At 40.8% G+C, this 26,386-nt stretch carries 20 protein-coding genes and 8 pseudogenes; 15 read left to right on the top strand and 13 right to left on the bottom strand.

Annotated elements, in window-relative coordinates:
• Positions 1-23: 23 nt before the first annotated feature.
• The 4 genes and pseudogenes from ACSLFW_RS10155 to ACSLFW_RS10140 form a co-directional block, all read right to left on the bottom strand.
• Positions 24-1,452, bottom strand: a pseudogene (locus tag ACSLFW_RS10155) (CCA tRNA nucleotidyltransferase).
• Between the two features lie 18 nt (positions 1,453-1,470).
• Positions 1,471-2,039, bottom strand: a pseudogene (locus ACSLFW_RS10150) (L-threonylcarbamoyladenylate synthase).
• A complete protein-coding gene (locus ACSLFW_RS10145) occupies positions 2,039-2,887 on the bottom strand; it encodes a glycosyltransferase (protein ID WP_436555644.1) in 849 nt (282 codons plus the stop codon). Before ACSLFW_RS10145 ends, ACSLFW_RS10150 begins: the two are co-directional and overlap by 1 nt.
• A 75-nt stretch (positions 2,888-2,962) precedes the next feature.
• Positions 2,963-3,706 (bottom strand): glycosyltransferase family 2 protein, encoded by a 744-nt coding sequence (locus ACSLFW_RS10140; protein WP_436555643.1) that lies wholly within the window; start codon positions 3,704-3,706, stop codon positions 2,963-2,965.
• A 160-nt stretch (positions 3,707-3,866) separates the two neighbouring features.
• Here ACSLFW_RS10140 and ACSLFW_RS10135 point away from each other — a divergent pair, with 160 nt between their 5' ends.
• From ACSLFW_RS10135 to ACSLFW_RS10120, 4 genes are read left to right on the top strand one after another with little or no spacing between them, the layout of a single operon-like run.
• Positions 3,867-4,679 carry a glycosyltransferase family 2 protein gene (locus tag ACSLFW_RS10135; protein ID WP_436555642.1) on the top strand — a complete coding sequence of 271 codons (813 nt, stop codon included), beginning with the start codon at positions 3,867-3,869 and terminating at the stop codon, positions 4,677-4,679.
• Between the two features lie 10 nt (positions 4,680-4,689).
• Entirely contained in the window at positions 4,690-5,310 is a 621-nt protein-coding gene (locus tag ACSLFW_RS10130; protein ID WP_436555641.1) for a glycosyltransferase, read from the top strand.
• On the top strand, positions 5,225-5,641 hold the full coding sequence (locus ACSLFW_RS10125) for a glycosyltransferase (protein ID WP_436555640.1): 417 nt from the start codon (positions 5,225-5,227) through the stop codon (positions 5,639-5,641). The genes ACSLFW_RS10130 and ACSLFW_RS10125 overlap by 86 nt, the downstream gene beginning before the upstream one ends.
• 16 nt (positions 5,642-5,657) lie before the next feature.
• On the top strand, positions 5,658-5,807 hold the full coding sequence (locus ACSLFW_RS10120) for a glycosyltransferase (protein ID WP_436555639.1): 150 nt from the start codon (positions 5,658-5,660) through the stop codon (positions 5,805-5,807).
• A 274-nt stretch (positions 5,808-6,081) separates the two neighbouring features.
• Here the strand turns inward: ACSLFW_RS10120 and ACSLFW_RS10115 are convergent, their stop codons facing one another.
• Positions 6,082-6,897 (bottom strand): 2,3,4,5-tetrahydropyridine-2,6-dicarboxylate N-succinyltransferase, encoded by an 816-nt coding sequence (locus ACSLFW_RS10115; protein ID WP_436555638.1) that lies wholly within the window; start codon positions 6,895-6,897, stop codon positions 6,082-6,084.
• A gap of 136 nt (positions 6,898-7,033) precedes the next feature.
• Here ACSLFW_RS10115 and ACSLFW_RS10110 point away from each other — a divergent pair, with 136 nt between their 5' ends.
• The 5 genes from ACSLFW_RS10110 (at position 7,034) to ACSLFW_RS10090 (ending at position 11,332) form a co-directional block, all read left to right on the top strand.
• Complete coding sequence (locus ACSLFW_RS10110) at positions 7,034-7,327, top strand: GldL-related protein (protein WP_436555637.1); 294 nt, start codon at positions 7,034-7,036, stop codon at positions 7,325-7,327.
• Positions 7,328-7,395: 68 nt separating this feature from the next.
• The gene (locus ACSLFW_RS10105) at positions 7,396-8,133 is read left to right on the top strand and encodes a class I SAM-dependent methyltransferase (RefSeq protein WP_436555636.1); all 738 of its coding nucleotides are present in this window, start codon (positions 7,396-7,398) and stop codon (positions 8,131-8,133) included.
• 129 nt (positions 8,134-8,262) lie between these two features.
• Positions 8,263-8,679 (top strand): Holliday junction resolvase RuvX, encoded by a 417-nt coding sequence (gene ruvX, locus ACSLFW_RS10100; protein WP_436555635.1) that lies wholly within the window; start codon positions 8,263-8,265, stop codon positions 8,677-8,679.
• 235 nt (positions 8,680-8,914) lie between these two features.
• Complete coding sequence (locus tag ACSLFW_RS10095) at positions 8,915-10,411, top strand: malate:quinone oxidoreductase (protein WP_436555634.1); 1,497 nt, start codon at positions 8,915-8,917, stop codon at positions 10,409-10,411.
• A gap of 132 nt (positions 10,412-10,543) precedes the next feature.
• Complete coding sequence (locus ACSLFW_RS10090; protein ID WP_436555633.1) at positions 10,544-11,332, top strand: HAD family hydrolase; 789 nt, start codon at positions 10,544-10,546, stop codon at positions 11,330-11,332.
• Positions 11,333-11,353: 21 nt separating this feature from the next.
• Here ACSLFW_RS10090 and ACSLFW_RS10085 read toward each other — a convergent pair whose 3' ends face one another.
• Together ACSLFW_RS10085 and ACSLFW_RS10080 are read right to left on the bottom strand one after the other, a co-directional pair.
• Positions 11,354-11,941 (bottom strand): hypothetical protein, encoded by a 588-nt coding sequence (locus tag ACSLFW_RS10085; RefSeq protein ID WP_436555632.1) that lies wholly within the window; start codon positions 11,939-11,941, stop codon positions 11,354-11,356.
• Positions 11,854-13,563: an FUSC family membrane protein gene (locus ACSLFW_RS10080; RefSeq protein WP_436555631.1), complete on the bottom strand. Its 1,710-nt coding sequence runs from the start codon at positions 13,561-13,563 to the stop codon at positions 11,854-11,856. Before ACSLFW_RS10080 ends, ACSLFW_RS10085 begins: the two co-directional genes overlap by 88 nt.
• A 179-nt stretch (positions 13,564-13,742) precedes the next feature.
• Between ACSLFW_RS10080 and def the strand changes: the two genes are divergently transcribed.
• The 6 genes and pseudogenes from def to ACSLFW_RS10050 all read left to right on the top strand — a co-directional run bounded on the left by def (position 13,743) and on the right by ACSLFW_RS10050 (position 17,502).
• The gene (gene def / locus ACSLFW_RS10075) at positions 13,743-14,333 is read left to right on the top strand and encodes a peptide deformylase (protein WP_436555630.1); all 591 of its coding nucleotides are present in this window, start codon (positions 13,743-13,745) and stop codon (positions 14,331-14,333) included.
• Positions 14,334-14,360: 27 nt separating this feature from the next.
• Positions 14,361-14,782, top strand: a pseudogene (locus ACSLFW_RS10070) (DUF5606 family protein).
• An 86-nt stretch (positions 14,783-14,868) separates the two neighbouring features.
• Positions 14,869-15,642 (top strand): nucleoside triphosphate pyrophosphohydrolase, encoded by a 774-nt coding sequence (mazG, locus tag ACSLFW_RS10065; protein ID WP_436555629.1) that lies wholly within the window; start codon positions 14,869-14,871, stop codon positions 15,640-15,642.
• 44 nt (positions 15,643-15,686) lie between these two features.
• On the top strand, positions 15,687-15,998 hold the full coding sequence (locus ACSLFW_RS10060) for an antibiotic biosynthesis monooxygenase family protein (RefSeq protein WP_436555628.1): 312 nt from the start codon (positions 15,687-15,689) through the stop codon (positions 15,996-15,998).
• Positions 15,999-16,153: 155 nt separating this feature from the next.
• Positions 16,154-17,146: an amino acid permease gene (locus ACSLFW_RS10055; RefSeq protein WP_436555627.1), complete on the top strand. Its 993-nt coding sequence runs from the start codon at positions 16,154-16,156 to the stop codon at positions 17,144-17,146.
• Complete coding sequence (locus ACSLFW_RS10050; protein ID WP_436555626.1) at positions 17,104-17,502, top strand: amino acid permease; 399 nt, start codon at positions 17,104-17,106, stop codon at positions 17,500-17,502. Before ACSLFW_RS10055 ends, ACSLFW_RS10050 begins: the two co-directional genes overlap by 43 nt.
• A gap of 45 nt (positions 17,503-17,547) precedes the next feature.
• On the opposite strand, the gene ACSLFW_RS10045 is transcribed toward ACSLFW_RS10050, so the two are convergent.
• The 6 genes and pseudogenes from ACSLFW_RS10045 to ACSLFW_RS10020 form a co-directional block, all read right to left on the bottom strand.
• Complete coding sequence (locus ACSLFW_RS10045) at positions 17,548-17,772, bottom strand: hypothetical protein (RefSeq protein WP_436555625.1); 225 nt, start codon at positions 17,770-17,772, stop codon at positions 17,548-17,550.
• 791 nt (positions 17,773-18,563) lie between these two features.
• Positions 18,564-20,745 (bottom strand): annotated as a pseudogene (locus ACSLFW_RS10040) (DUF349 domain-containing protein).
• 162 nt (positions 20,746-20,907) lie between these two features.
• Positions 20,908-21,644, bottom strand: a pseudogene (locus tag ACSLFW_RS10035) (shikimate dehydrogenase family protein).
• Positions 21,645-21,662: 18 nt separating this feature from the next.
• Positions 21,663-23,058: pseudogene (locus ACSLFW_RS10030) on the bottom strand (tetratricopeptide repeat protein).
• Positions 23,059-23,276: 218 nt separating this feature from the next.
• Positions 23,277-24,468: pseudogene (locus ACSLFW_RS10025) on the bottom strand (aspartate aminotransferase family protein).
• 70 nt (positions 24,469-24,538) lie between these two features.
• Positions 24,539-26,145, bottom strand: a pseudogene (locus ACSLFW_RS10020) (OstA-like protein).
• Positions 26,146-26,386 lie beyond the last annotated feature (241 nt).

Here is a 26,386-nt window from a genome sequence, read left to right as displayed (position 1 = left end):
GTGCAAATCAGTGAAATCGTGTTTTAATTTTTCACAAGTCCAATTTGCGCAGCCTTTTTCATCATAAAATCATAAGCAGCCTGGTATTCATTCGGAATTTCACCTTCTAAAATGGCTTCCTTTATCGCTTCTTTTAAAATCCCGATTTCGCGCGAAGGCTTTAAATCGAAAATTTCCATGATCTGTTCTCCGGTAATCGGCGGTTGGAAATTCCGAACGTGATCGCGCTCTTCAACTTCAACAATTTTCTGCCTTACGATTTTAAAGTTATCGTGGTACTTCCTGAATTTATTCGGATTTTTAGTGGTGATGTCGGCTTCGCACAACGTCATCAGGTCTTCAACATCTTCTCCGGCGTCAAAAACCAACCGGCGCACGGCAGAATCGGTAACGATATCCTGCGCTAAAACAATTGGTCGTGAACTCATCATCACCATTTTCGAAACGAATTTGAGTTTTTGGTTTAATGGCATGTGCAGTCTTTCGAAGATTTTTTTGACCATTTTTCCGCCCAAAAATTCGTGTCCGTGAAATGTCCAGCCTTGTTTTTTATTGAAGCGTTTAGTTGGCGCTTTCCCGATGTCGTGCAGTAACGCAGCCCATCTCAGCCAGACATCATCGGTATTCGGACAGATATTATCTACGACTTCTAACGTGTGGTAAAAGTTGTTTTTGTGTGTATGGCCTTCGATTTCTTCGACGTTATTCAAAGCCGTTAATTCTGGCAAAATGATGTCGAGCAATCCGGTTTTGTACAACAATAAGAAACCGATGGACGGTTTTGGCGTACTTAGTATCTTATTGAGTTCTTCGACGATTCTTTCGCCGGAAATAATCTTAATCCTGTCTTTATTTTTTGCGATGGATTGCAGTGAATTTTCTTCGATTTGAAATCCGAGCTGTGTTGCAAAACGGATCCCGCGCATCATTCTCAACGGGTCGTCAGAATACGTAATATCAGGATCTAAAGGCGTTTTGATGGTTTTGTTTTCCAAATCTGCCAATCCGCCGAATGGATCTGACAAATCACCGTAATTAACTGCATTTAAGGAAAGTGCCAAAGCATTTATCGTAAAATCACGGCGGTTCTGGTCGTCTTCGAGCGTGCCGTTTTCTACTAATGGATTTCGGCTGTCAAAGGTGTAAGATTCTTTACGGGCACCCACAAATTCAATGTCGATGTCCTGAAAACGCAGCATCGCAGTACCATAAGTTTTAAAAACCTGGACTTTTGGTTTCTTTGGCAATAATGCTGAAACCTTTAAGGCGAGTTCGATGCCACTGCCGACGGCGACGATGTCTATGTCTTTTTTGGAATCGCCGGTCCAGAAGCAAATCCCTTACAAAACCGCCAATGACATAGCAATCAACGCCTGATTCCTGCGCGGCTTTTGAAATGATTTCAAAAATTTTATTGTTGAGGGCTTCTTTGTAGTTGGTTTTTATGGCCACAGATTACTGATTATTACGCTATTTGCGTATTATTTTCACTTGCGAATCGTTGGTCAGCTTGATAATTGTCGATGGCGTTCCCGAGATTCTTTCGTGGTGCAAATTTACAACATAGTCAACGCCTTTTATAATCTCGGGCTGATTTCTTTAAAACTTTTCGGCGTCGGCTGGCCTGAAATATTGGCTGATGTCGAAACAAGCGGTTTTTTCATCCGTTCCATTAACTTGAAACAAAAAGGTTCTTTCACGATGCGGATTCCTAAAGTATTGTCGGGTGCGATGACATTTTTTGCCACATTTCTTGGCGCATCGAGGATCAAAGTCGTTGGTTTTTCAGAAAAATCGATGATTTGCCAGGCGACTTCGGGAATGTCCTTGAAAACATTATACATCATTTTTTCGCCGTTCATAAGGCAAATCATGCTTTGGGTTTCTTCGCGCTGCTTGAGTTTATAGATTTTGGCGATGGCATCGGCATTGGTCGCGTCGCATCCGATTCCCCAAACCGTATCAGTCGGATAAAGGATGATGCCGCCATTTTTGATGACTTCAAACGCGTTGTGAATTTCCTGATTGATGTCGCCCATTATTTTTTGAATTTATAAATGCCTAAAGCACGTTTGAAATTTTTGCTGAAGACGGTAGATTTAATGCTGATTTTATTCTTAAGTCCCAAGAACCACCATTTTTTTAAAGGCAATTGATTTTGCGAAATGAGCGCACTAACTTCGTCTGAAACGATAAAATCTGCTTTGATGTCGTTCCATTTTACATCACCGTAACCATCAAATTCGTTGACTTTATTTTTTTGGTGTATGATGGAAAGCCAGAGCCGCTTGTCGCTGATTCGCGTAATACGGTTTTCTTTTTTCCAGATGTTGTGCGCTGTCGACCAGACGGTTTTCGGTTGGTCGTGTTTTTCGATTAAACTCACAAACGGGTTGAAAAGCTGTTCTTTTTTGCCGAGCATCCACGGATTTAAATTGAGCGAATAGCCAGCAGCAATGTCAATCACGCGGAAATCCTGCGAATCGAACTGCTTTTGTACTTCATCGATAAAATTCCGGTGAATGGTGTCGTCATTATCGATTCTTGTTGTGATGACGTATGGATTTTGCTTACGCCCTTCAATAATATTGACAATTTCAGGAATGAATGACGGCATTCCGTCAACATAATACAATTCAATAAAATCGTAAGGTTTTATAAGGTTTTCAATACGTGCGCGAAATTTTTCTGTCGTCGTAATATCAAAAAAAAGCAGCCACTTGAAATTTTTATTCGTTTGCGAAATGACCGACGGGAAGCAGAAACTTTCAAATAGCCACATGCGGTCTTCCATCCATTCGTCAGTCAGCAGGCTTTCGTTGTTTTTGGTAAATTCCCATTTTTTATACCTCAGGTTGAACCGTGTCATCAGATAATGATCAAACATAACAAGCCGTTTTTAGGTTAAACAATGGAATTTTATAGCGATTCCTGTTTCGCTTCGCTGTATAAACGCCTTAATTCAGTGTATCTTGCAGTAACACTCAGGGCATTCAGGTAACAAATGATAATGCCTTTTTTTCCGTCGAGAATACCCAATCTTACAAGATATTGGTACAGAAAATTGTAAATATGCGTGGCCCATATAATGGAAAATAGTCGGCTTGAAACCAACGCGGAATTTCTCCATCGCCTTTAGTTTCCCGTAAGCAATCATTTTCCCTTTATAGGTTTGGTAATCGGAATAGGAAAAATGGATCAGTTCATTCTCAAAAAAACCAACCTGTCCGTCAACGTCGAGTTTTTCATGCACCAGTCTTTGTGCAGTGTAACGCGCTTTGTCCTTTCTGAAAAGCCTGAAAATCCTGTCAGTTTGCCAACCGCTGAAGTGCAACGGTTTTTTTTTGAACATGAATTTTCTCGGGAACATATAAGCGCTTGCCGTTTTGGGTCTTTCAACAGTTTCGAGGATTTCGGCTTTTAATTCAGGAGTTAGACGCTCGTCGGCATCTATAAATAAAATCCAGTTATTGCGGGCCTTATCGATGGCAAAGTTGCGTTGTGAGGTATAATTTTCAAACTTATTTACAAGAAATTTTACATTCGAAAAGGATTCTGAAATCTCTTTTGTCCTGTCTGTACTAAAGGAATCGACAACAATTACTTCGTCAGCAAAATCTAAATCACTTAAAAGTTCCTGCATATGGATTTCCTCGTTCAACGTGATAATCAATACAGAAATGTTGTTGTTTGGCTTTTCTTCCATTAATTTTTAAATATCCAACAAATATAATTTATTTAGTATTTTTGCAAAGGTTTAAATCAAAAAAAAACGCGAAAAATTTGCATTCACGCAAGACTGTGCACAATAAATGCAATCGTTTTTTCTGTTTAAATGAAACAAAATCAACTAGTAAGGCAACGATATGAAAGTTTCTGTGATCATGAGCACCTATAACGCAGAAGCGTGGCTCGAAAAAGTGCTGTGGGGTTTCAGTGTGCAAACCGAAACAGACTTTGAAATCATTGTTGCCGACGACGGTTCACGCAATACTACACGCGAATTGATTGAACGTTTGCGCAGTGAAATCAAAATTCCCATTGTGCATGTCTGGCACGAGGACAACGGTTTCCAAAAATCACAAATCCTTAATAAAGCCATTGTGGCCGCGAGTTCTGACTACCTTGTATTTACTGACGGCGATTGCATTCCGAGGAAAGATTTCCTGAAAATTCATGTTGACAGAAGAGAAAAAGGCTACTTCCTTTCGGGCGGTTATATCAAACTGCCGATGCATATTTCTGAATTGATTTCGAAAGAAGACATCATCGAGCAACGTTGTTTCGACCTGAAGTGGCTTACAGCGAACGGATTCAAAAGCAGTTACAAGAACGTCAAATTCATTGCTTCCGGTTTTATCGAAACTTTTCTAAACTTTATTACACCTACGAAACCCACCTGGAACGGGCACAATGCTTCAGGCTGGAAAACCGATTTGGTAAACATTAACGGTTTCAATCAGGAAATGCAGTATGGCGGACAAGACAGGGAATTGGGTGAAAGGCTTTTTAATTCCGGCTTGAAATCGAAACAGATCCGTTACAGTGCGATTTGCGTGCATTCTGACCATGCCCGTGGTTATGTAAACGAGGAAACCTGGAAGAAAAACTACGCGATTCGCGAGAATACAAAGAAAAATAAGGTGATCAAAACGCCAATCGGCATCGATTCTAATTAATCCGACGACAATGCGTATATGTATCACCCGTTCGAGCCGCAATGCCTATTCTGAAACTTTCATACGCGACCAGATCGCAGAATTTTCAAAACTGGCAGAAGTGCATACGATTTACAGCGGACGGCTTCCTGAAAAGAAAGAAAATGGCACGTTGTTAAATTCAAAACCTTTCTGGTTACTTCATAAAATCGTAAAAGGAATTGCGGGAAGAAATAACTTTTTCGGGAATTACGGTGTAAAAAAATACCTCAAAGACAATAAAATTGATGCTGTCATTGCCAATTACGGAATGCCGGCTTCGCACATGGCGCCGATATGCAAAGCGCTTAATATTCCGCTGCTCGCGATTTTCCACGGGCATGATGCTACCGATGTAAAGTTGCTGAAAGAATACGACAGCAAATACAAACAACTCTTTAAAGACGCGGCTTACCTGCTTCCGGTTTCAGAAGATATGAAAGGCAAACTTATGGCTATGGGTGCCGATCAAAGTAAAATAAGAGTTATTCCGTGCGGAGTTGACCCAGAAAAATTCAAACCCGGAAATGGTGATGCGGAAAGAAAAAATTTTCTCGCCGTTGGCCGTTTTACGGAAAAGGAAAGGGCCTTTGCATACAATAAATGCGTTTAATAAGGTGCTTCAGAAATTTCCAAACACAAAATTGATAATGGTCGGTGGAAAATCAGGCCTTTTTGAGAAATGTGAAAACCGCGTCAAAGAATTAAACATAAGCGATTCCGTCATTTTTACAGGAATACAAAATTCTGAAGAAATTGCCAATCTGATGCAGACATCTCTGGCTTTCGTACAGCATTCGATTACTGCGCCAAACGGCGATATGGAAGGAACGCCGGTTGGGATTCTAGAAGCCAGTGCCTCCGGACTTCCGATTGTGAGTACATTGCACGGTGGCATAAAAAGAAGCCGTCATTCATGGCGAAACAGGATATCTGGTTCCTGAAAAAGAGGAAGATGCGATGGCAGATTTCATGATGCAGCTTTTGGAAAATCCTGAAAAAGCAAAAAAAATGGGCGAAAATGGACGTTCGCATATCATCGAAAACTACACGCAAAAAAATCAGATCGGCAAGATCTATGCACTTGCCAAAGAGTCTGCTTTAGTGTAAGGCTTCGATTTTATTCTGAACGGAAAGATTATCCAAATATTCATTTAATTCAGGGATAATGAGTTCAGGCAAAAATTTCTCGTATAATTTCTGGCCTTTCTTCATTTTTTCTTTTTTTTGATGCATTTCAGGAATTTGAAAAGTTGTTTTTTATCCTTTCTGTACGATCTTCAAACAAAATCAGTTTATCTATAGACGATACTGGTAGCCAGCACATCGCCAATCATTTTTTGCTGAATTACCAGTATTTTCATAATTTTTTCACTCAGGAAATTTATACCGCCACATCGTATTCACGCAACGCATCGTTCAGGCTTGTCTTCAAATCTGTCGACGGTTTTCTTTTTCCGATAATTAAAGCACACGGAACCTGATATTCGCCTGCAGCAAATTTCTTCGTATAGCTTCCCGGAATCACTACTGACCGTGCAGGAACAACACCTTTTCTTTCAACCGGCTCATCGCCCGTTACATCAATGATTTTTGTGGATGCTGTAAGACATACGTTCGCGCCTAAAACCGCTTCGGTTCCTACGCGGACACCTTCAACGACGATGCATCTTGAACCGATAAAAGCACCATCTTCGATGATTACCGGTGCGGCTTGCAATGGTTCCAAAACGCCACCGATTCCGACGCCGCCACTTAAATGCACATTTTTGCCGATTTGCGCACAGCTCCCAACTGTCGCCCATGTATCGACCATTGTACCTTCATCAACATAAGCGCCGATGTTGACATAACTCGGCATCAAAATTACGCCTTTGGAAATGTAAGCGCCGTGTCGCGCCACTGCATTCGGAACTACCCGAATCCCTTTATCCGCATAATTGTGCTTGAGCGGAATTTTATCATGATATTCAAAAATCCCGGAATTAAGCGTTTCCATTTTCTGGATTGGGAAATACATCACTACGGCTTTTTTTACCCATTCGTTCACCTGCCAGCCATTTGCGGTTGGTTCTGCTACGCGCAAAGTTCCGGCATCGAGCAAATCAACGACTTCCCTGATGGCATAAATGGTTGAGGCTTCCTGTAATAAACTGCGGTCGTTCCAGGCTTTTTCGATAATGGGCTGCAAATCTTTCATGGTAAGGTATTTTTAGCAAATATAGTTTTTTTAGCCGATTGCCGAAAAGCTAAAAGCCGTTTGTAAGTAGATTTATGCATTTGATTTTGATGCAAAATTTATTATATTAGCTCTACCAAACCAAAACCGCATCATCATGAAAACCAACACGTTCACCATTTTAAAGTACAGTTTTTCTCTTTCATTATTGATAGTTATAACTGGCGCGTTGTTTAAAATCAATCATATGCCTGCAGCCAATGCACTATTGACAATCGGCTTGATATTTACTTTTATTTATACGGTCGCAGCGATTCTCGAAATTTTCAATTCGCGCAGAATCAATAGTACTGAAAAACTGATGTGGCTCATCGGTTTCCTGTTTTTCAACTTTATAACAGGCATATTGTACATTTTATCTGCCCGCAAAAGAATCGTCGCCGCCTATTAAAGCTAATGATATATTAATGCGCTTGATATTGTTTTGTATAAGTTGTAAATTGTAGCAAATTACCAGCTATGAAAGACAATTTCTCCGGGCAGGCATCAGATTATTCAAAATTCCGTCCGCATTATCCGAAAGAAATGATTGATTATATCGTTTCTTTCGCCCAAAATAAAAATCATGCACTTGATGTGGCCACAGGAAATGGCCAGGTCGCCGTGCAGCTTTCAGCACATTTTCACGCTGTTTATGCAACTGATATCAGCGAAAACCAGTTATTGCATGCGCCCCAAATCCTCAATGTCATTTATAAAAAACTTTCCGCTGAACATACCGATTTCGGTGATAATGAATTTGACTTAATAACCGTCGCACAAGCCATTCACTGGTTTGATTTTGATTTGTTTTACAATGAAATTCGCAGAATCCTGAAACCTGATGGTATTTTTGCCGTCTTGGGTTACGGATTATTTTCTACGAATGACGATTCCGATAAAATCCTGCTTGATTTTTATAATAATATCGTCGGACCGTTTTGGGATTCAGAGCGCAGGTATCTTGACGAAATGTATGAAACGATACCTTTTCCTTTTGAAGAAATTCCTGCTAAAAAATTCGCAAATCATTTTACCTGGACATTCGACCAATTGGTCGGTTATCTCGAAACCTGGTCGGCGACCGAACATTACAAAGCGCATCACAACCAGAATCCAATTGATTTGATTCGCGAAGATTTGCAAAAATCGTGGGAGAAAAGCGAAAAGAAAGTCAGTTTTCCAATGCTGTTGCGAATCGGGAAATTAAAAGCTTGAACCATTAAGAAATTAAGGCGCATTAAGAATATGTGCTTAATGTATCATAATTTCTTAATGGTTTGATTTTTTTTCTACTGGTAAAAAGAATCTGACAATCAATATATCTTAACTTTGTCAAAAAAATAAATGCCACGAATCCTCGCCATTGATTACGGACAAAAACGCACCGGAATTGCCGTTACCGACGAAATGAAAATCATCGCTTCCGGACTTACTACAATCCCGTCTGAAACCGCAATTGCATTTCTTACTTCGTATTTTCAAAAAGAAAAAGTCGAAAAAGTTATTGTTGGCGAACCGAAGCAAATGAACAATGAGCCATCGCAAAGTGCTGCTGTCATTGATACTTTCGTTGAAAAATTTAAAATTGCATTTCCCGAAATCCCGGTTGTGAGAGTCGATGAACGATTTACTTCTAAAATGGCATTCCAAACGATGATTGACAGCGGGCTTTCTAAAAAACAACGCCAGAATAAGGCTTTGATCGATGAAATCGCGGCGACGATTATGTTGCAGGATTATCTTCATACAAATTCCAAATAGCAATTCCAAAAAACAAATAAGTTCCAGTTTCTAAATTTTCAAACCTGGTGTGCGCGAAGAATACGTAGCATGGAGTTTGGAATTTTTAATATTTAAACATTTGAGATTTATTTGTTTTTTGGAATTGCTATTTGAAATTCCCCTCTAACGATTTCGTAATTTCATGATTTTCTTGAACAGGATTAAGATAAATTTAGCACGGTAAGCGGTATCTTTGCAGTACAAAATTTTTGCCATGCCTGTAACCGTTACCATACCGGAAACCGACGTCGTTCTTATCGGCGCCGGAATCATGAGCGCTACTTTAGGCGTCATCCTCAAAGAATTACAACCCGACCTCAAAATAGAAATTTACGAAAGGCTCGACCACGCTGCTGCGGAAAGTTCTGATGCGTGGAATAACGCAGGCACAGGACATTCGGCTTTTTGTGAACTCAATTATACGCCGCAATTGCCGGACGGTTCTGTCGAAACTGAAAAAGCAGTAAAGATTGCCGAGCAATTTGAAGTTTCAAGGCAATTGTGGGCATATTTGGTAAAGCAAAATCTTGTCAGCGAACCGGAAAAATTCATCCGCAGCATTCCGCACATGAGTTTTGTTTGGGGCGAAGAAAATGTCGATTTTTTGAAGAAAAGATATGACGGACTCACGCAAAACCCTCTTTTCAAAAAAATGGAATTCAGCACCGATTTCGAACAATTGCAATCCTGGATGCCTTTGGTGATGGAGGGACGCGAACAGCATGAAAATCTTGCAGCGACTTTCATGCCTTTGGGGCCCGACGTGAATTTCGGCGAATTGACACGCAGTATGTTCAGCCATTTGCGCCAACTTCCGGGCGTTTCGGTTTATTTCGACCACGAAGTCAAAAGACTCGAGCAGACCGAAACGCGGGAATGGAAAATAAAAGTCAAAAATCTTGCAAACGGCCAGAAGAAAAAAATAAAAACCAAATTCGTTTTCATCGGCGCCGGCGGCGGTTCATTGCCATTGCTGGAAAAAGCACACATTCCTGAAAGCGAAGGTTTTGGCGGATTCCCGGTAAGCGGACAATGGCTCAAATGCACGAATCCTGAAGTTATCGAAAAACATTTTGCAAAAGTTTACGGAAAAGCAGCTGTTGGCGCACCGCCGATGTCGGTTCCGCATATCGACAGTCGAATGATCAATGGCGAAAAAGCATTATTGTTTGGCCCTTACGCAGGTTTTTCCACCAAATTCCTAAAGAACGGTTCTTATCTCGATTTGCCGCTTTCGATAAAAGCGAATAACGTAATTCCGATGTTGTCTGCGGGTTTTCATAATCTTCCACTCACAAAATATCTCATCGACCAGGTCATGCAATCGACAGATGACAGAATGGAAGCTTTGCGAGATTACGTTCCGAATGCCGACCCGAAAGACTGGGAACTCGAAACTGCCGGACAACGCGTTCAGGTCATCAAAAAAGACGAACACGGAAAAGGCATTTTAGAATTCGGAACAGAAGTGGTTACCAAAGCTGATGGCACACTTGCGGTTTTGTTAGGTGCTTCTCCGGGCGCATCAACTGCAGCTTCAATAATGATTGATCTGGTAGGGCGTTGTTTCAAGAACAAAGCCGAAAGTTCGGAATGGCAGCAAAAACTGAAACAAATGGTGCCTTCATACGGACAGAAATTAAATGCACAACCGGAGTTGCTTGAAGAAATTCGGACTTATACTTCACAGGTTTTGAAATTGGTTAATTAGCGAATGAGATAATTAGCGGATTAGCGAATGCTTATTTTGCGTTTAATACTTTCCGATTATTTTCTAATTATTTCATTTTCCGGTTTTCAATTTCATTCGCTAATTACCACATCCGCTAATTCGCTAATCAATATGATTAAACTCATCATCGCCGATATGGACGGCACGCTTCTCGATAAAAATAAAAAAGTCGGCACTGATTTCTGGGCAACTGAATCAAAAATGCATGAATCCGGGATTTTATTTGCCGTTGCCAGCGGCAGGCAATTTTACAACCTCGAAGCGGTTTTAGCTCCAATCAAAGACCGCACGCTCTTCCTTGCAGAAAATGGCACTTATGCATTTTATAAAGGAAAAGAAATCTTCGTAAGGCCATTGGATAAAGCAGCGGCAATACATTTTATAGAAATTGGCCGCAAAATTGAAAATGCCGACCTGATTGTCTGCGGAAAAAATGCTGCTTATTTGGAAAGTACAAATGAAAGATTTGTTACCGAAGTACGAAAACACTACAACCGCGTTGAAATAGTGGATGATTTGACGAAAGTTGACGATACCATCCTGAAATTTACGGTCTGCGATTTCAACGATATCGAAAAAAACAGCTATTCCTATTTCGAAAAATATAAAACTGATTTCAAGGTTGCAATTTCCGGCGATATCTGGCTCGATATTACCGATTTTCACGCCAACAAAGGGACAGCTATTGTCGAAATCCAGAAGCAATTAGGAATTACTTATGATGAAACCGTTGTCTTTGGCGATTACCTGAATGATGTCGAAATGATGCAAACCGCGAAATACAATTATGCGATGAAAAATGCGCATCCGGAAATCATCAAAATGGCGGGCTTTATTACTGAATTCGATAATGATAACAATGGCGTTTCAAGAGAAATTGAGAAGCTATTGAAAGTTTAAAAAGGCGAAAGTTTAATGCAATCACGCCGCAATCTCAATTTTTTTAGTCGCTTTTAAAATTCCTTCAGAAAGATTAATCAGCCAGACCAATTGTTCGATAATGAGTTGTGCTTCCTGCATTTTGAGTTGAAATTCCGTTTCATCAATTGTGTTATTCGCCCGTAATTCGCGTGCACGCAGGTTTTTGAGTTCTATAAAACGTAACTCCAGGTTTTCTTTCTTTTCGATTGAAACTTCACTTTCAGTATCATCAAGTACCGCGATAGCAAGGTTTAAATTCCGAATGACTGTATTCACTACAACATTAAATGCTTCGGAAGCCTTTGTTGTATGATGCGTTTGTACGTAAGTCCCTAAAGACGCCGACGCGGAAAGCAAAGTATGATTAAGCTCCACCAATTTATACAACTGCTGCAGCTGTTTTTGCTTTGATTTCGGCTCTTGCGTCATGCGCTGGAACGATGCCATTAAATTCCCCAATTCAATAAAAGCATTTTTTCTCGAAACACGATAAGATGGCGTCACATCGCCTTTTGCATTATAAAAAAGTGAAATTTCATTGAGGTAATTGCGGTTGGCTTCGATTGATTTTCGGATGTAAAGCGGCAAACTGACAAATTCCCACGACGGCCACAAAAAATAATTCGCGGTAAAAGCAGGATTCCGCCAACGAGCGTATCAACAATTCGGTATTCGACAACCTGACTGTTATTCGGCGCCAATAATCCATAAATTAAAATCACATACATCGTGACAAATGTAGCACCGACTTTATAATTAATTTGCGTAAAGGCGAATCCCATCAGCATAGAAAAAATAGCCAGCGCACCGATTACAACGTGATTTGAAATAAAAGTAAGCAGTAAAAAACCGATGATACCGCCTGCAACCGTTCCGATGATCCGATGATAAGAACGCTGTTTCGTAAGTCCGTAACCTGGTCGCATGATAACGATGATGGTCAACAAAATCCAATAAGAATTCTGGAAAAGCAGTAAATTTCCTAAAGTGAATCCAATCAAAATCGTCAGTGTAAGCCGCAACGAATGCCTGAAAAATGCCGATGAAAAACTGAGATTTTCACGAAATGTCTGCCACGGATAATACTGCGGTGCAACCAGTTTTTCAAGGTCACGATCACGGTCTTTGAATTTCACTTCTTTCCCTGAAGTGAAGGCGCGTTCGATAATCTTGATTTTTTCGATTTGTTTTTCGGCGTAATGAACCATATTGGTTAACATCAAAACGCCTTCGGATGCTTCGGCTTTTCCGAGTTTTGTTTCATAAGCTTCTATAACAGTAATCAAAGCTTCCAAATCTGAATTCAGTGAATGTCCTGAAACATATTTTTTCCCTTTCGCCAGACTTTTCGATATTCTTCTCAAAGTTGAAGCTAAATTGTATGCCAGATTTTGGTACGTTTCAAGCACTTCCGGATGTTCCTTGAATCTTTGGTGCAATTTGTTATGATCGAATGAAGTCGAAAGCGCCAGTTCGAGGATTTCAACCAAAGAAATAAAAACGAGCAGCATTTTCCGGTTTTGATTCGAACTCCCTGAATTGGTGCGGTTTCGGATTAAAATTTCGCGCAAATTTTCATGAATTACATTGATTTCAACCTGAAGGTGTAATTGGTTCTCGATGATTTTTGCTTTATCGGCATCGATATTCCACAAATCACCTCGGTATTTCATGTATTTCGAAGTAAGCCGCATGCATTCGGCAATCTGCAGAGTCACATAACGGTACGGCCTGAGTATGTCAAAAAGCAATGAAATCAGCAGATAAAACAATCCGCCGAGCAGCATCAATCCTGAATATTCCAGCATTTTTATCCCCGAATGAATGTGTGCAAACGCAAGGCAAACCGACAATAATCCCGAAAATGAAACCATCGTCGCACGTTGTCCGTACACAGAAATCATCGCCAGGAAAAAGACAATCAATCCCAAAACGGGGTATTGCAGCCACGAAAACGGATAAATCAGGTTCATGACCAAATTGAATCCAGCAACCATAAATGCGGCAACGAGAACGCCTTTCACCTTGTGTTTTAAATTACTCGGAATGTCGCTCGGATAAGTCAGAAAAGCGCCGATTGCAATCGTAAATCCGAGCTGGAATTGGTCAATCGCCGAGCTAACCAAAACCGGAATCACAGCCGCCAATGTCACTTTGAGCGCATTGGAAAAATTGGTGCTGTCGGTAAAGGCCCTGACTTTTGCAATCATTTATACAAAGTTAACGATAATAGTCGAAAGCGGAAAGTTTAAAGTTTAAGGTCTAAAGTTGTTTACGGCACTTCTTTCGCCTTTTGACTTTCGACTTTCGACTATTTTTAATACTTTTGCGCTTCGAAATTCGCATACTAACCGCTGCGCAATTTCGTTATCAATTAAATATTTGAAAGATGATTTTACCGATTGTAGGTTACGGTGCACCGGTACTGAGGGAAGTTTGCAAAGAGATTACGCCTGATTACCCGAACCTGAAAGAACTGGTTGAAAATATGTATGACACGATGTACAATGCTTACGGCGTTGGACTTGCGGCACCACAAATAGGCCTGCCGATACGTTTATTCATCATGGATGGCACGCCTTTCAGCGAAGACGATGACCTGACTGACGAAGAACGCGAAAGGCTTGACGGCTTCAAAAAGGTATTCATCAACGCGAAAATGTTGAAGGAAGAAGGCCAAGAATGGAGTTTCAACGAAGGCTGCCTGAGCATTCCGCATGTTCGCGAAGATGTTTACCGCAAAGAAATAATCACCATTGAATATTATGACCTTGATTTTGTAAAGCATACAGATGTTTTTGACGGAAAAGTCGCCCGCGTCATCCAGCACGAATATGACCATATCGAAGGCATTTTATTTACCGACCATATTTCGACGCTGAAAAAGCAAATGATTAAAAAAAGGCTGTCGAAAATCATGGAAGGCAAAATCAATCCCGATTATAAAATGAAACTCTTCGGCGGAAAAAAAGGCCGATAAAAAAGAAAAACGAATAAACTTTATATAATGAATTTAGAAAAAATATTAGCGATTTCAGGAAAACCGGGATTATACGCCTTAAAAGTACAAACACGCACAGGTTTTGTCGCAGAATCTTTATTGGACGGAAAGAAAATCACTGTCGGTTTAAGAAGCAACGTGAGCTTATTGTCTGAAATCTCAATGTACACCCACTCTGAAGAAAAACCTTTAGCTGAAGTAATGCGCAACATTGCCGTGAAAGAAGACAACAGCCGGCGATTTCTCACAAAGAAGACAATGACAAATTGATCGCTTATTTCAAAGAAATTTTACCGGATTACGACGAAGACCGCGTTTATGCTTCCGATATTAAAAAAGTGCTTAACTGGTACAATATGCTGCAGGCAAAAGGATTGGTTTCTAAAGAAGCACCGGCTGCAAAGTCTGAAACGGTTTCTGAAGAATAGTTAACATCTTTTTACAAAATATAATCCCGTTAGTTCATTTGAGCGACGGGATTTTTTATTTTTATACAAATTAGCTACTCCAAAAAATGAACACCAGACAACAACAACTCGACGCCTTCGGAAGATTGCTCGACATCATGGACGATTTGCGCGCGAAATGCCCGTGGGACAAAAAGCAGACTTTGCAGACTTTACGCCATCTGACGATTGAAGAAACTTATGAACTCGGCGACGCCATTCTTGATAATGACCTTTCTGAAGTGAAGAAAGAACTCGGTGATTTATTACTGCATATCGTTTTTTACGCGAAAATCGGAAGCGAAACCAACGACTTTGATATCGCTGACGTTTGCACGGAAATCTGCGAGAAACTCATCCACCGCCATCCACACATATATGGCGATGTTGAAGTGAAAGATGAAGAAGAAGTCAAGCAGAATTGGGAAAAGCTGAAGCTGAAAGAAGGCAAAAAATCTGTTTTAGAAGGCGTTCCCAAAAGCTTGCCTGCATTAGTAAAAGCCTCAAGGATCCAGGACAAAGTTAAAGGTGTTGGTTTTGACTGGGAAGAACCGCACCAGGTTTGGGACAAAGTTCAGGAAGAACTCGAAGAATTGCAGGAAGAAATCAAATCAGGCGACCAGAATAAAATCGAAGGTGAATTTGGCGATGTTTTATTTTCGATGATCAATTACGCGAGATTCCTGAATGTAAATCCCGAAGATGCCTTGGAACGCACCAACAAGAAATTCATCAAACGCTTTCAATATCTCGAAAGTAAAGCAAGCGAAATCGGAAAACCGTTATCGGATATGACTTTGGCAGAAATGGACGTGTTCTGGAATGAAGCGAAAAAGCTTTAATCTCTCAAATACCTGAACCTTGAACCCAAAACCCTGAACCCGATATGCAAACGCCATATTACGCCGTAATCTTTACTTCCACAAGAACAGAAGCCGATGAAAACTACGGAGAAACCGCTGAATTAATGGTCAAAATGGCCGCAGAACAACCCGGGTTTCTAGGCGTAGAATCAGCGCGAGATGAAATCGGCATCACTGTTTCCTACTGGAAAGACCTCGAATCCATCAAAAACTGGAAGAAAGTTATCGAGCACAAAACCGCACAGCAAAAAGGACGAAACACTTGGTATGAAAATTATACCGTGCGAATCGCTTTAGTAGAACGCGAATACAGTTTCGATAAGAATTCGCTGTAAACCATTAACTGTAAACTCTTTTAACTATATTTGACCAAAACCAACCAAAATATGTCTGAAAAACACGAGTTACAACGTTCCCTCGGCCTGATTGATGCCACAAGTGTAGTTGCCGGTTCCATGATTGGTTCGGTATTTTTATTGTTACTTCTGCCATGGCGCGCGACATCGGGTCTGCCGGATGGATTATAGTCCTTTGGCTCATTACGGGATTCCTTACGATGACTGCGGCTTTGAGTTATGGCGAATTGGCAGGAATGATGCCGAAAGCAGGCGGACAATTCGTGTACATACAAAGGGCTTACGGAAGATTGTTGTCTTTCCTTTACGGATGGACGGTTTTTACGGTAATTCAAACCGGCGTAATTGCCGCTGTCGCAGTAGCTTTCGCCAAATATACAGCCGTATTTTTTGACGATTTGAACATCGAAATATTCAAAGTTGGCGACAGCTGGGTTTTCAGTTATAAGCAAATACTGGCGATGGCGATTATTATTATGCTGACTTACATTAATACGAAAGGTGTCAAAACCGGAAAAACAATTCAATTGATTTTCACTTCTGCAAAACTGATTGCGCTTTTTTCAATCATTATTTTTGGACTTTATGTTGGCTTAAAATCAGATGTGCTTTCTCAGAATTTTAGCAATATGTGGGAAGCTTCGAAAACCGTAGTCAATCCTGACGGAACCGTTACCGTAACAAAACTCGTCGGAATTGCTGTCCTGGGCGCAGCCGGAGCCACAATCATCAATTCATTGTTTTCAAGTGACGCATGGAATAACGTGACTTTTATCGCCGGAGAAATTCGCGAGCCGAAAAAGAACATACCGAGAAGTTTATTTTTAGGAACGATGATCGTCACTATCATTTATATTTTGGCAAATATTGCTTACTTGGCTTTACTGCCAATGAAAGGCGCTCCCGGCGATGGTGGCGTAATGGCAAACGGGATCATGTTCGCCGCTGAAGACAGGGTTGGCGCCGCAGCTGCAAGCGTATTTATGGGGAATATCGGCGTTTTCGTAATGGCTGGATTGATCATGGTTTCTACTTTCGGTTGCAACAGCGGACTCATTTATCAGGCGGAAGATCGTTCTATGCCATGGCAAAAGATGGGCAATTCTTCAAAGGCGCAGGCGAATTGAACGCACATGACGTTCCGGCAAAAGCGTTATGGTTCCAGTGTTTTTGGGCATGCATATTGTGTATCTCAGGTCGATATGGCGATTTACTGACTTATGCCACATTTGCATCTTTATTGTTTTATATGCTCACCATTGGTGGAATTTTCATCCTTAGAAAACGCGAACCTGATGCCGAGAGACCTTATAAAGCTTTTGGTTATCCAGTAATTCCGGTGCTTTATATTATAGTAACGACTGCAATCTGCGTCGCTTTATTGGTGTATGATACTTTAAATACTGGTTTAGGGTTAGCAATTGTAGCGCTCGGAATTCCGGTATACTACCTCACGCTTAAAAAAGACCAGACACTTCAGTAGGAATTAAAAAAGAAAGAGGCTTCAAAAATGAGGCCTCTTTTTTACCTAGAATTTCAGGCAATCCGATAATAGCTTTTGCCACTTCTGCCCTAATTTGAAGTCTTCATCGAGTTTCATAAGGTTGTTGTCGTGTTTGGCACTGTAAAAAGAAACCCGTTTTTTCCTGCCGTTGTCACGTTTTTGAAATTCAAATGCCAATGATGTAATTGTGTTATCCGGCCCATCGGCTGTGATATCAAGCGCAACATCTTCGACTTCTGCAAGATTCACGAAATAGGTAATCTTCGGGTTTGTAATTAAAATCTACCAAAAGGAAAGCTTTTTTTTCACTGTCAAGCTGAAATACTTTTAAATGCTGCCTGTCTGTAATATGAAAGCGGTAATGCTGATAACCAGCCATAATCGTTTTTAGTCTTTTTTATTGATGGTTTGCCCTTTCATGACAAAGTATAAGGGAATCGCGATCAGGGCCATGAAAACGACCCCAATGATAGTTACTGATGTATCCATATTGTTTTTTAAATGATTTTTAATGCAGGAAACCCCGAATATTCAGGGAAAATATAATTCAGAGCAGCATCAAATCACCAGAAAAAATGAAAAGGAAAAAGCAGACGCGCTATATTGGAGGCGCGGCAATCGCAGTGAAAATATACATCCGAAAAATTACTCTTAACAGTAAACCTCCTGATTGGTAAAATAAAATTATCTGCGCATTTGGCCGTGAGTGTCGGCCAGGTCTTTTAGGTTGGCAATTAGCGTATGCCCCGGTTCAGGTTGCAGAAAAGCCGCTTCCTGGCTGTCTCTGCTAATAAATTGCGTTTGCGATTCGTGCTTTACAAAATAGGCATGAGAAGCCTTTACATTCGCAATACCCAAAGCCGGCAGCAGCAAAAGTAACAGACTAAATATAAATTTCCTTAAAACATTCACGCGGCAAAGTTAGGGCTTGTGAAACTAAATCCCTAAAAATCAATGAAGAAATGTTAATACTCATAAAAAAATCCAAATCCTGATTAAGACAATCAGAATTTGGATTTTGGAAATAGGATTTCAGGAAATTACTCCTGATTCAGGTTACGGAGTTGTTTCAATTTGTCTTTCAAAACAACCAACTCCTCTTTATGTTTTTCGATGCTTTTGCGCACTTCCAATACAATAGAATTCTCTTTCTTGGCATTTTTCGTATTTGTAAAAAACTGAATGTTATTTTCCAATTGGAAAATCTCACCCTGAACTTCATCAATCTTGCGCATCAGGAAGATTTTCTCATTGTCGAGTTTTCTTGTGTCATTTGATTCAGAAAGCTGGTCAATGCGGTTGTTGAAACGCATCATATCTGAGTCTTTTTACTCAGGCTCAGTTTTTCAAACAATCCGTCGAGTACTTTATTGAATTTGCCATCAATGTGCTTTCTTGAAAAAGGGACTTTCCCAATCGCTTTCCATGCTTCGATATGTGCTTTGATAGCGTCCAGATCGGTTTTGTGGTCGCCGGTAAATTCAAAATCTTTCAACGTTTCGATGTAGGCTTTTTTCTTGTCGAAAGCTTCAATCTCTTCAGAATTAGCCTCATTTTTCTGCGCTTTCAGCCTTTCGAAATAATGATTGCAGGCATCTTTGAATTCCTTCCAGATTTTATCAGAAAACTTTCTCGGCACGTGTCCAACCTGCTTCCATTCTTCCTGTATTTGCTTCATGATTGGCGTCGATGCTGCAAAATCCTCACTGTCTTTTATTGCATTCGCCTTTTCAACCAAAGCCTGTTTTTTACTAAGATTATCGTTTTGGTCTTTCTTAATGTCTTTGTAGAAAGAATTTTTGAGTGCATTGAAGTCGCGAACAGCCGTTTTAAACGATGCCCAGGTCGCTTCATTCACCTCAGCCGGAACTTTACCAATCGCAAAGAAAGCATTTCGCAAAGCTTCCACTTTCTCCACCTGGCCTTGCCATGAAGAGTGCGCACTGACTTTCTCCTGCGCCAAAACCTCAATTTGCGCAATGATCTCTTTTTCTTTTCTAAATGCTCATTTTCTTTTCCGCGTTGTGCTTCGAACAAGACCTCACGTTTATCGTGCATTTGTTTCGTAAGAGCCGAAAACTGGTTCCAGATTTCATCACGCTTTTCTCTCGAAACCTGTCCAATATCTTCTTTCCAGATTTTGTGCAAATCCTGCAATTCGCGGAACGCTTTGTTGATATCCGGTTCGTTCACCAATTCTTCAACACGTGCAATGATTTTTGTTTTGAGCTCTAAATTGTGCTTGAAATCCTTGTCACGCGCGTCACGGTCAAGGTGCAGGTAATCATAGAAATTCTCTACGTGAAAATGATAATTGTTCCAGACGTGGTTGTATTTGTCTTTCGGAATCGGCCCCGCATTTTTCCATCGCTCGCGCAAATCGTTAAAATGTTTGAGCGTATCCTTGATGTTGGTTTGCGGATTGATCAGTTCTTTCAATTCCTCAACAATCGCCAATCTCGTTTCAAGATTAGATTGCAAATTGTTTTGAAGACTCTTGAAATGAACGTTTTTCTTATCTCGGTATTGGTTGTATAATTGATCAAATTTCGTTTTTAACGGAAAATGATAATGGAATTCTTCAGTAGTTTCAGGGTTTTCTGCATTAAATTCTTGCTTTTTTTCATCTATAAAATGATTGTATTTTTCCAGAAACGCCGCTCTGATTTGTTCTACGTGTTCCCGAACAGACATGATTTTATCAACAGTAACAAGCTTTTCAAGCGCACCAATTAATGAATCCATCGGAAGTCCGTGGTAATCCTGCATCGGAATTTCTTCGCGAATCGTTTCATCTTCACTTTCAGCGGCATTCGTTTCTGCAATCGCATCAACGGCCTCATTTTCTGAAACTTCTTCCGCAACTTCCGATAGTGGAAGTGCTTCTGTTGGCGCTTCAACTACAGGTGCTGCTTCCGGATTTTCTTCAGCTTCATCAGCGGTTTCGGCTTCATTTGTCTCAGGCGAAGCTTCTTCAAGCGTATTATCCGGCACATCAGATTCTACTTCGGCAGAAGTTTCCTCAGTAACTTCCTCGGTTTCCGTTTCAGGCGCAACCTCAGTTATTGCAGCCTCTTCCGCATTCACTTCTTCCGAAACATCGGCATTTTCTGCTGCAACTTCCGTTTCTTCTACCTGGTTTTCAGCCTGCGCTTCAGGTTGATTTGTTCCTTCTAAATTTCCGTCTGCATCATGCAGGTTATCATTCTTTTCTTCAGACATTTTGTTAAATGTGTAAGGTTTATAAAATTTGAGGGCGTAAGGTACGAAAAAAGTCGAAAGATTAAAGTCGAAAGGTTAAAGTTTCCAAAGATTTAGTCAAAAAGTTTGAAGTTTTTCTGTGTATACATGCGGGTTTTCAACTTTTGACTTTCGACTTTCGACTCATTCATTCCAAATCTTCAGGCCTTTTCCGCCTGAAAAACCAGCATATCAAAACCGTTTTTGGTAACGGCGCCATTTGCTGCTGCTTTTTGCAAAAACAATGTTTCCGCCGGATTGTAGATCAAATCGTAAGCAATATGTTCAGAAGTAAAATATTCATAAGGAATTTCAGGACAGGCGTCAACATCGGGAAAAGTGCCCAATGGCGTGCAATTGATGATGATTTGATATTCGTTGAAAATCTCAGCATTGATTTCGTCGTAAGACAAAATCTGTTTTTCAGCATTTCTCGATACAAATTTATAAGCGATTCCGAGTTGGTCGAATGCGAAGGCTATCGCTTTGGAAGCGCCTCCGGTTCCGAGAATCAGTGCTTTTTTGTGGTGTTCCTGAAGTAACGGCTTCAGCGATTTCCTGAATCCGTAAAAATCGGTGTTGTAACCTTTGAGTTTGCCTTTTTTGGTGAATTTTATGGTATTGACTGCTCCAATGAAATTTGCAGTTTTCGACAATTTATCGAGATACGGAATTACACTTTCCTTATAGGGAATCGTAACATTCAATCCGCTCAAATCTTTCTCAGTAATATCACGAAATTCGGCAATATCCTGAATGTCGAAATTTTCATAGGTGTAGCCTTCAAAACCTTCCTTCTCAAATTTTTTAGCGAAATAGCCTTTGGAAAAGGAATAAGAAATATTGCGCCCGATGAGCCCGAAGTGTTTAGGGTTTTTCATTCAGGCGCTGTATTTTAATTATTTTTTGTACTTGTTAATGGCATTCTGCACCATTTTTCGCGTCCAGATTACCGGGAACAATTCTTCAAGCATCACGTGATTTTCAAAACTCAGACGTAGACCATTGGCAATGTGGAATTTTCCTTTGATGTCTTTCCCGAGCATGAAATACAATCCGGCGAGGCGGTATTCGATTTCAAAACTTTCAGGAAAAAATTCTGTTGATTGTAATAGCGTCTCAATTGCGCTGTCGAATTCACCTAAAAACTGCAAAATATCTACCCAGAATAACCACGTATCAAGTTCGCTGTCGCCGAATTCTACCGCTTTTCTGTAGCCGAATTCCGCTTCTTCATAGAAATTCATTTCGCGGTTGATGGTCGCATAACGTTTCCAGTACAAGCGATTTTGGTTGTCAATATTGAGCGCCTTGTTGACGTAATACAACGCTTTCTGATAATTTTTCAGGCGAACATAAAAATCAGTAATGGCAATCCAGCCTTTGTCTAAAAGCGGATCTTCGTGCACCGTTTTGTTGAAATATTTTAACGCCAGTGCTTTGTTTCCAAGTTTTTCGTGACATTTTCCGATTCTCAATAAAGCATAAGAAGTCGGGTCGTCGAGTTCGAGCGTGCGGTTGTAGGCTTCGATGGCATTTTCATATTGTTTCAGCCTTTCGAACGCTTTTGCTTTTTCCATAAAAGCACCGAGAAATTCGTCGTCGATTAAAGTCGCATAATCAAAAGCGCGCAACGCTTCTTCATATTGTTTTAGTCCGTAATGCAATCTGCCGGATTGGTGCCAGGCAATTTCACTGTACGGATTTTTCTCTATGTATTGTTCGAGAAAAGCAATCGCATCCTCATTCTGGTCCGAAAAATTCGAAGCAATACACCACATTATATAATGCGGCCTGGTCTTCGGTATCCTCTTCAAGGCATTTGATAAAGCTTTCTTTGGCTTTTTCAAGGTTGTCCATAAACAAATATTCCATTCCGATCAAGTTATATACATCGGCGTAATCATCGGTGTAATACAATGCGGTATTGAGCAATTCAACCGCTTTTTCGTGGTTGTCGCGTTTGGAAAAAATGTTGGCTTTCTGGATGTAAATTTCTTCGTTTGTAGGTTCGATGGCGAAAAGTTCGTTGAGGAGCTTGTCGGCCAGATCGAGTTTGTCATCATAGACCAGCATTTCTACCTGCACCAGCTTCAGGCCGGTGGATTTGGGATGCTGTTCGAGTGCTAATTTTAAGGCTTTCTTGGCAAGATTGGCTTTACCCATGTCGAGGTAATGAAGTATGATTTCTTCAAATTCCTCTGAATCAAAAAACAAAACTTTGTTGGTTTTGAGCATTGACTCGAATTTAGACAAGGATAAATTGTAGTCTTCTTCTTCGTTGCTTAATTGCATACTGTATATCTTTAAAATTATCCTACTCTAAAAGTAGGTAACGTTGTAATTGTCGTGGTAAAAAAAAGTAATTGTTGTGAACAATTTAATTAACAATAATCGCGTGTAATTATTGCGTTGAAGTTATTTGTAGCACTGACTAGCCCGGATAGAAGCGGTTATCCTTTTGCCGCCTTCTTTAGGCGGGAAAAGATAAGAGCGCATAGCCGGATCAGCTTCTAATCCATCTCATTTAGTATTTCATCCATCGCCTCAAGGATTATCGCGCAGCCTTCCTGAATCTCTTCGTTAGAAATCGTGAGCGGCGGCGTGATCCTGATGGCGCAACCTTCGAACAATAACCAGAATAAAATCAAACCTTTGTCCTGGCATTTGAAAATCACCTTGTTGGTGATTTCTGCACTTGGGGTCATCGCGGCTAGCATTAAGCCTTTGCCCCGTATTTCCTGTATCAAAGGATGTACCAAAAGGCTTCTGAACAGTTTTTCTTTCTCAAGCGCCTGTTGCATCAGGTTTTTGTCGAGGATTTCCTGTAAAGTCGCCAGGCAGGCTGCCGCTATGACAGGGTGGCCGCCAAAAGTGGTGATGTGCCCGAGTTTGGGGTTGTCGGCGAGCAAATCCATGTGCTTTTGGTTGGCTACGAAGGCACCGACCGGCATTCCGCCACCCATCCCCTTACCTATTATAATTACGTTCCGGAATGGCGTTGTAGTTTTCGAATCCGAATAGTTTTCCGGTGCGGCCGAAACCGGGTTGGATTTCATCGACGATCATGATGGTTCCTGTTTCATTGCAGCGTTCGCGCACTTTTCTGAGGAAATCATTTTCGGGTTGGATGAAACCGGCGCCGCCTTGAATACTTTCGAGGATGATTCCAGCGGTTTTGGTAGTTATTTTCTGTAAATCTTCTTCATTATTAAAGGTGATGAAATCAACATCGGGAATTAACGGGCGGAAAACCTGCTTGCGCTCTTCGAACCCCATGACGCTCATCGAACCCATCGTGTTGCCGTGGTAGGCATTTTTGCAGGAAATTAACTGGCTTCTTCCGGTGACGCGGCGGGCTAGTTTTAAGGCGCCTTCCGTGGCTTCTGTTCCTGAATTGACGAGATAAACTTTATTGAGGTTTTCAGGTAAATTTGCAACGAGTAATTTGCAATATTCTACCGCAGGATCTTGTGCGTATTCGCCATAAACCATCACGTGGGAATATTTATCGAGCTGATCTTTTATCGCATTATTGACGCGCTCATTCTTATGCCCGACTGCAACGGCAGAAACGCCGGCGACAAAATCGAGGTATTTTTTATTGTTGGTGTCGTATATGTAAGAACCTTCGGCATTAGAAACTTCCATTCCCAAAGGATATGGCGAAGTCTGCGCCTGGTATTTTAAAAAATCCTGTTTCAATTTGTTATTCGTTTATTTTGTCAACTGCCATCTGCAACCCGCGATCTGAGCACCGAACACTGAGCACCGATCACTCAACTTTAGCTTTTGGTTGCGGATGGTTCTTATCATAATCTGTAGTTTCTTTCAAAGGTTTCATCGGCACGTTTTCCTTGGCTTTTTCCGCTTCGCTTTCTTTTATGATTTTGTCGTTTTCCTCGTTTTCTTCTGCGGGAAAAATATCATCCTTTGATTTTATCTTTTCGTCTTCGCGCCAAATGAAACCGCGTAGTTTCCGGGCGTTTGCGGGTAAATCTTTTTCGGGATACAATTGCCCTTCGGGATTGTCCATTTTGGTCATTTCCTCGATTTTATTGTCTTGGAGCGTCAGGTGGATTTGCCCGCAGGTTCCCGTATCGATTCCGACCAATTCCTGCTTATCGTTCCTGAAGAAATACAGGATTTCGGCATTTTTGACGACGTCGGCTTCGGAGAGTTTGTTGTCTTTGAATTTCCCGTAGACATTGAGTCCTTTGACCTGATTGAAACCTTCGCCTATTGTATCGCGCGATATAATAAAAGCGTTATTAAGCACCTTGAGCGAGTCGATTTTTTCTGTTTGATTGTTACCGATAAGGTGCATGACGTCGCCTGTCAATTGATTTTTGCCGTTCCACATCACCGGTCTTCCTATTAATTGGGTCAGTGCTTTTTTCTGGTCAGAATGAATCGAATCGCATTTACCGCTCATGTCGGTTTTATAAAAACGGGCATTTTTGAAAGCGCGTATGATGCGGTTTTCGGGTTTTCCTGTTACCATCAGGATTTTTCCGTGGATATAAACCGAATCGTTTTCAACAAGATTAATTGCAACAGCATGTTTTGTCACGAACATCGAATCTTTTGCTTTATAAATTTCTGCGTAATGGCCTTTTACCAAACCTTTGTTGATGGAATCTGTGATTTTTACGTTTCTCGTTGCCGAAGCAAATTCGCGCGTGCGGTCATAATACAAACTGTCGCCTTCAATCAAACGGTTTTTGTAGCGGATGTAAGACTTTCGAAGGAAATGCGCAACGTTTTTCTTCGTATCGTAAAAGCCTTTTTCCGTATAAATATAATCCTCTTTACTGGTAATTGTCGATGGTCCGAATAAATAAGAATGTCCTGAATTTGAGTAATAATCCAAGTGATTCGACTTAATGACTGTTTTCGGATTTGTCAATGTAACAGCAGTCAGAAACACGAATTTCTTCTCTTTTACAAAATACCTTCCCGATTTGCTTTTGAGCGTATTTTCTTTATTGACAATGGTCCATAAGAGTTGTAGTAAGATTGCTGGATGTTTCGGTCGAAGTAAATTGTATCGGTTGACAATCGCATATCCGGCGAACGCAAAACCGCATTTCCGGTAGCAAAAGCTTGCTTTTCATTCCCGTTATATTCGGCGTAACTGCTATTCAAATACAGTGTGTCTCCCTGAACCATCTGTACATCACCAAAGGCCTTGAGATAATTTTCCTTTTCGAAGAAATAAGCCTTTTTGCAAGTCATGATAACGCCATCGTGGTTCACGCGAACATTTCCTGTCAATAATGCCGCACCCGGAACTTCTGCTTCATTCCGAAGAAAAAAATCTGCATTTTCAACGATAATCGGTTTTGCACTTTGTTTTGCCGGCGCTTTTTGCGCAGTCATTTTCTTGGTAACAACGGATTTTTTGAGAACCGCCGGCTTCGTTTGTGCCGAAATGCCATTCGAAACCAATAAAAAACAGCAGCTTATGAGAAAAAAAAAGTAGTTCTTCAACGGATAAATTTTCGTCAAATTTAAGGAAAATGTGGCGTTTTCAGGATTAATTAAGAAATATTTATTAGCGCAGGCAAAGGCTGTCTTCAAATTTTTATATTTGTAAAATCCGCGCCGCGAAAAAGACACG

Source organism: Flavobacterium sp. 3HN19-14, from assembly GCF_051373205.1.
Lineage (GTDB): Bacteria > Bacteroidota > Bacteroidia > Flavobacteriales > Flavobacteriaceae > Flavobacterium.
The sequence above is the reverse complement of the archived record's forward strand: the minus strand, read 5'-3'. Positions and strand labels throughout refer to the sequence as shown.

What these genes read in the sequence shown, in the direction of transcription:
- ACSLFW_RS10145 (WP_436555644.1), bottom strand. Translation starts at nt 2,887, where the DNA reads ATGTTTGATCATTATCTGATGACACGGTTCAACCTGAGGTATAAAAAA.
- ACSLFW_RS10140 (WP_436555643.1), bottom strand. Translation starts at nt 3,706, where the DNA reads ATGGAAGAAAAGCCAAACAACAACATTTCTGTATTGATTATCACGTTG.
- ACSLFW_RS10135 (WP_436555642.1), top strand. Translation starts at nt 3,867, where the DNA reads ATGAAAGTTTCTGTGATCATGAGCACCTATAACGCAGAAGCGTGGCTC.
- ACSLFW_RS10130 (WP_436555641.1), top strand. Translation starts at nt 4,690, where the DNA reads ATGCGTATATGTATCACCCGTTCGAGCCGCAATGCCTATTCTGAAACT.
- ACSLFW_RS10125 (WP_436555640.1), top strand. Translation starts at nt 5,225, where the DNA reads ATGGTGATGCGGAAAGAAAAAATTTTCTCGCCGTTGGCCGTTTTACGG.
- ACSLFW_RS10120 (WP_436555639.1), top strand. Translation starts at nt 5,658, where the DNA reads ATGGCAGATTTCATGATGCAGCTTTTGGAAAATCCTGAAAAAGCAAAA.
- ACSLFW_RS10115 (WP_436555638.1), bottom strand. Translation starts at nt 6,897, where the DNA reads ATGAAAGATTTGCAGCCCATTATCGAAAAAGCCTGGAACGACCGCAGT.
- ACSLFW_RS10110 (WP_436555637.1), top strand. Translation starts at nt 7,034, where the DNA reads ATGAAAACCAACACGTTCACCATTTTAAAGTACAGTTTTTCTCTTTCA.
- ACSLFW_RS10105 (WP_436555636.1), top strand. Translation starts at nt 7,396, where the DNA reads ATGAAAGACAATTTCTCCGGGCAGGCATCAGATTATTCAAAATTCCGT.
- ruvX (WP_436555635.1), top strand. Translation starts at nt 8,263, where the DNA reads ATGCCACGAATCCTCGCCATTGATTACGGACAAAAACGCACCGGAATT.
- ACSLFW_RS10095 (WP_436555634.1), top strand. Translation starts at nt 8,915, where the DNA reads ATGCCTGTAACCGTTACCATACCGGAAACCGACGTCGTTCTTATCGGC.
- ACSLFW_RS10090 (WP_436555633.1), top strand. Translation starts at nt 10,544, where the DNA reads ATGATTAAACTCATCATCGCCGATATGGACGGCACGCTTCTCGATAAA.
- ACSLFW_RS10080 (WP_436555631.1), bottom strand. Translation starts at nt 13,563, where the DNA reads ATGATTGCAAAAGTCAGGGCCTTTACCGACAGCACCAATTTTTCCAAT.
- def (WP_436555630.1), top strand. Translation starts at nt 13,743, where the DNA reads ATGATTTTACCGATTGTAGGTTACGGTGCACCGGTACTGAGGGAAGTT.
- mazG (WP_436555629.1), top strand. Translation starts at nt 14,869, where the DNA reads ATGAACACCAGACAACAACAACTCGACGCCTTCGGAAGATTGCTCGAC.
- ACSLFW_RS10060 (WP_436555628.1), top strand. Translation starts at nt 15,687, where the DNA reads ATGCAAACGCCATATTACGCCGTAATCTTTACTTCCACAAGAACAGAA.
- ACSLFW_RS10055 (WP_436555627.1), top strand. Translation starts at nt 16,154, where the DNA reads ATGGCGCGCGACATCGGGTCTGCCGGATGGATTATAGTCCTTTGGCTC.
- ACSLFW_RS10050 (WP_436555626.1), top strand. Translation starts at nt 17,104, where the DNA reads ATGGCAAAAGATGGGCAATTCTTCAAAGGCGCAGGCGAATTGAACGCA.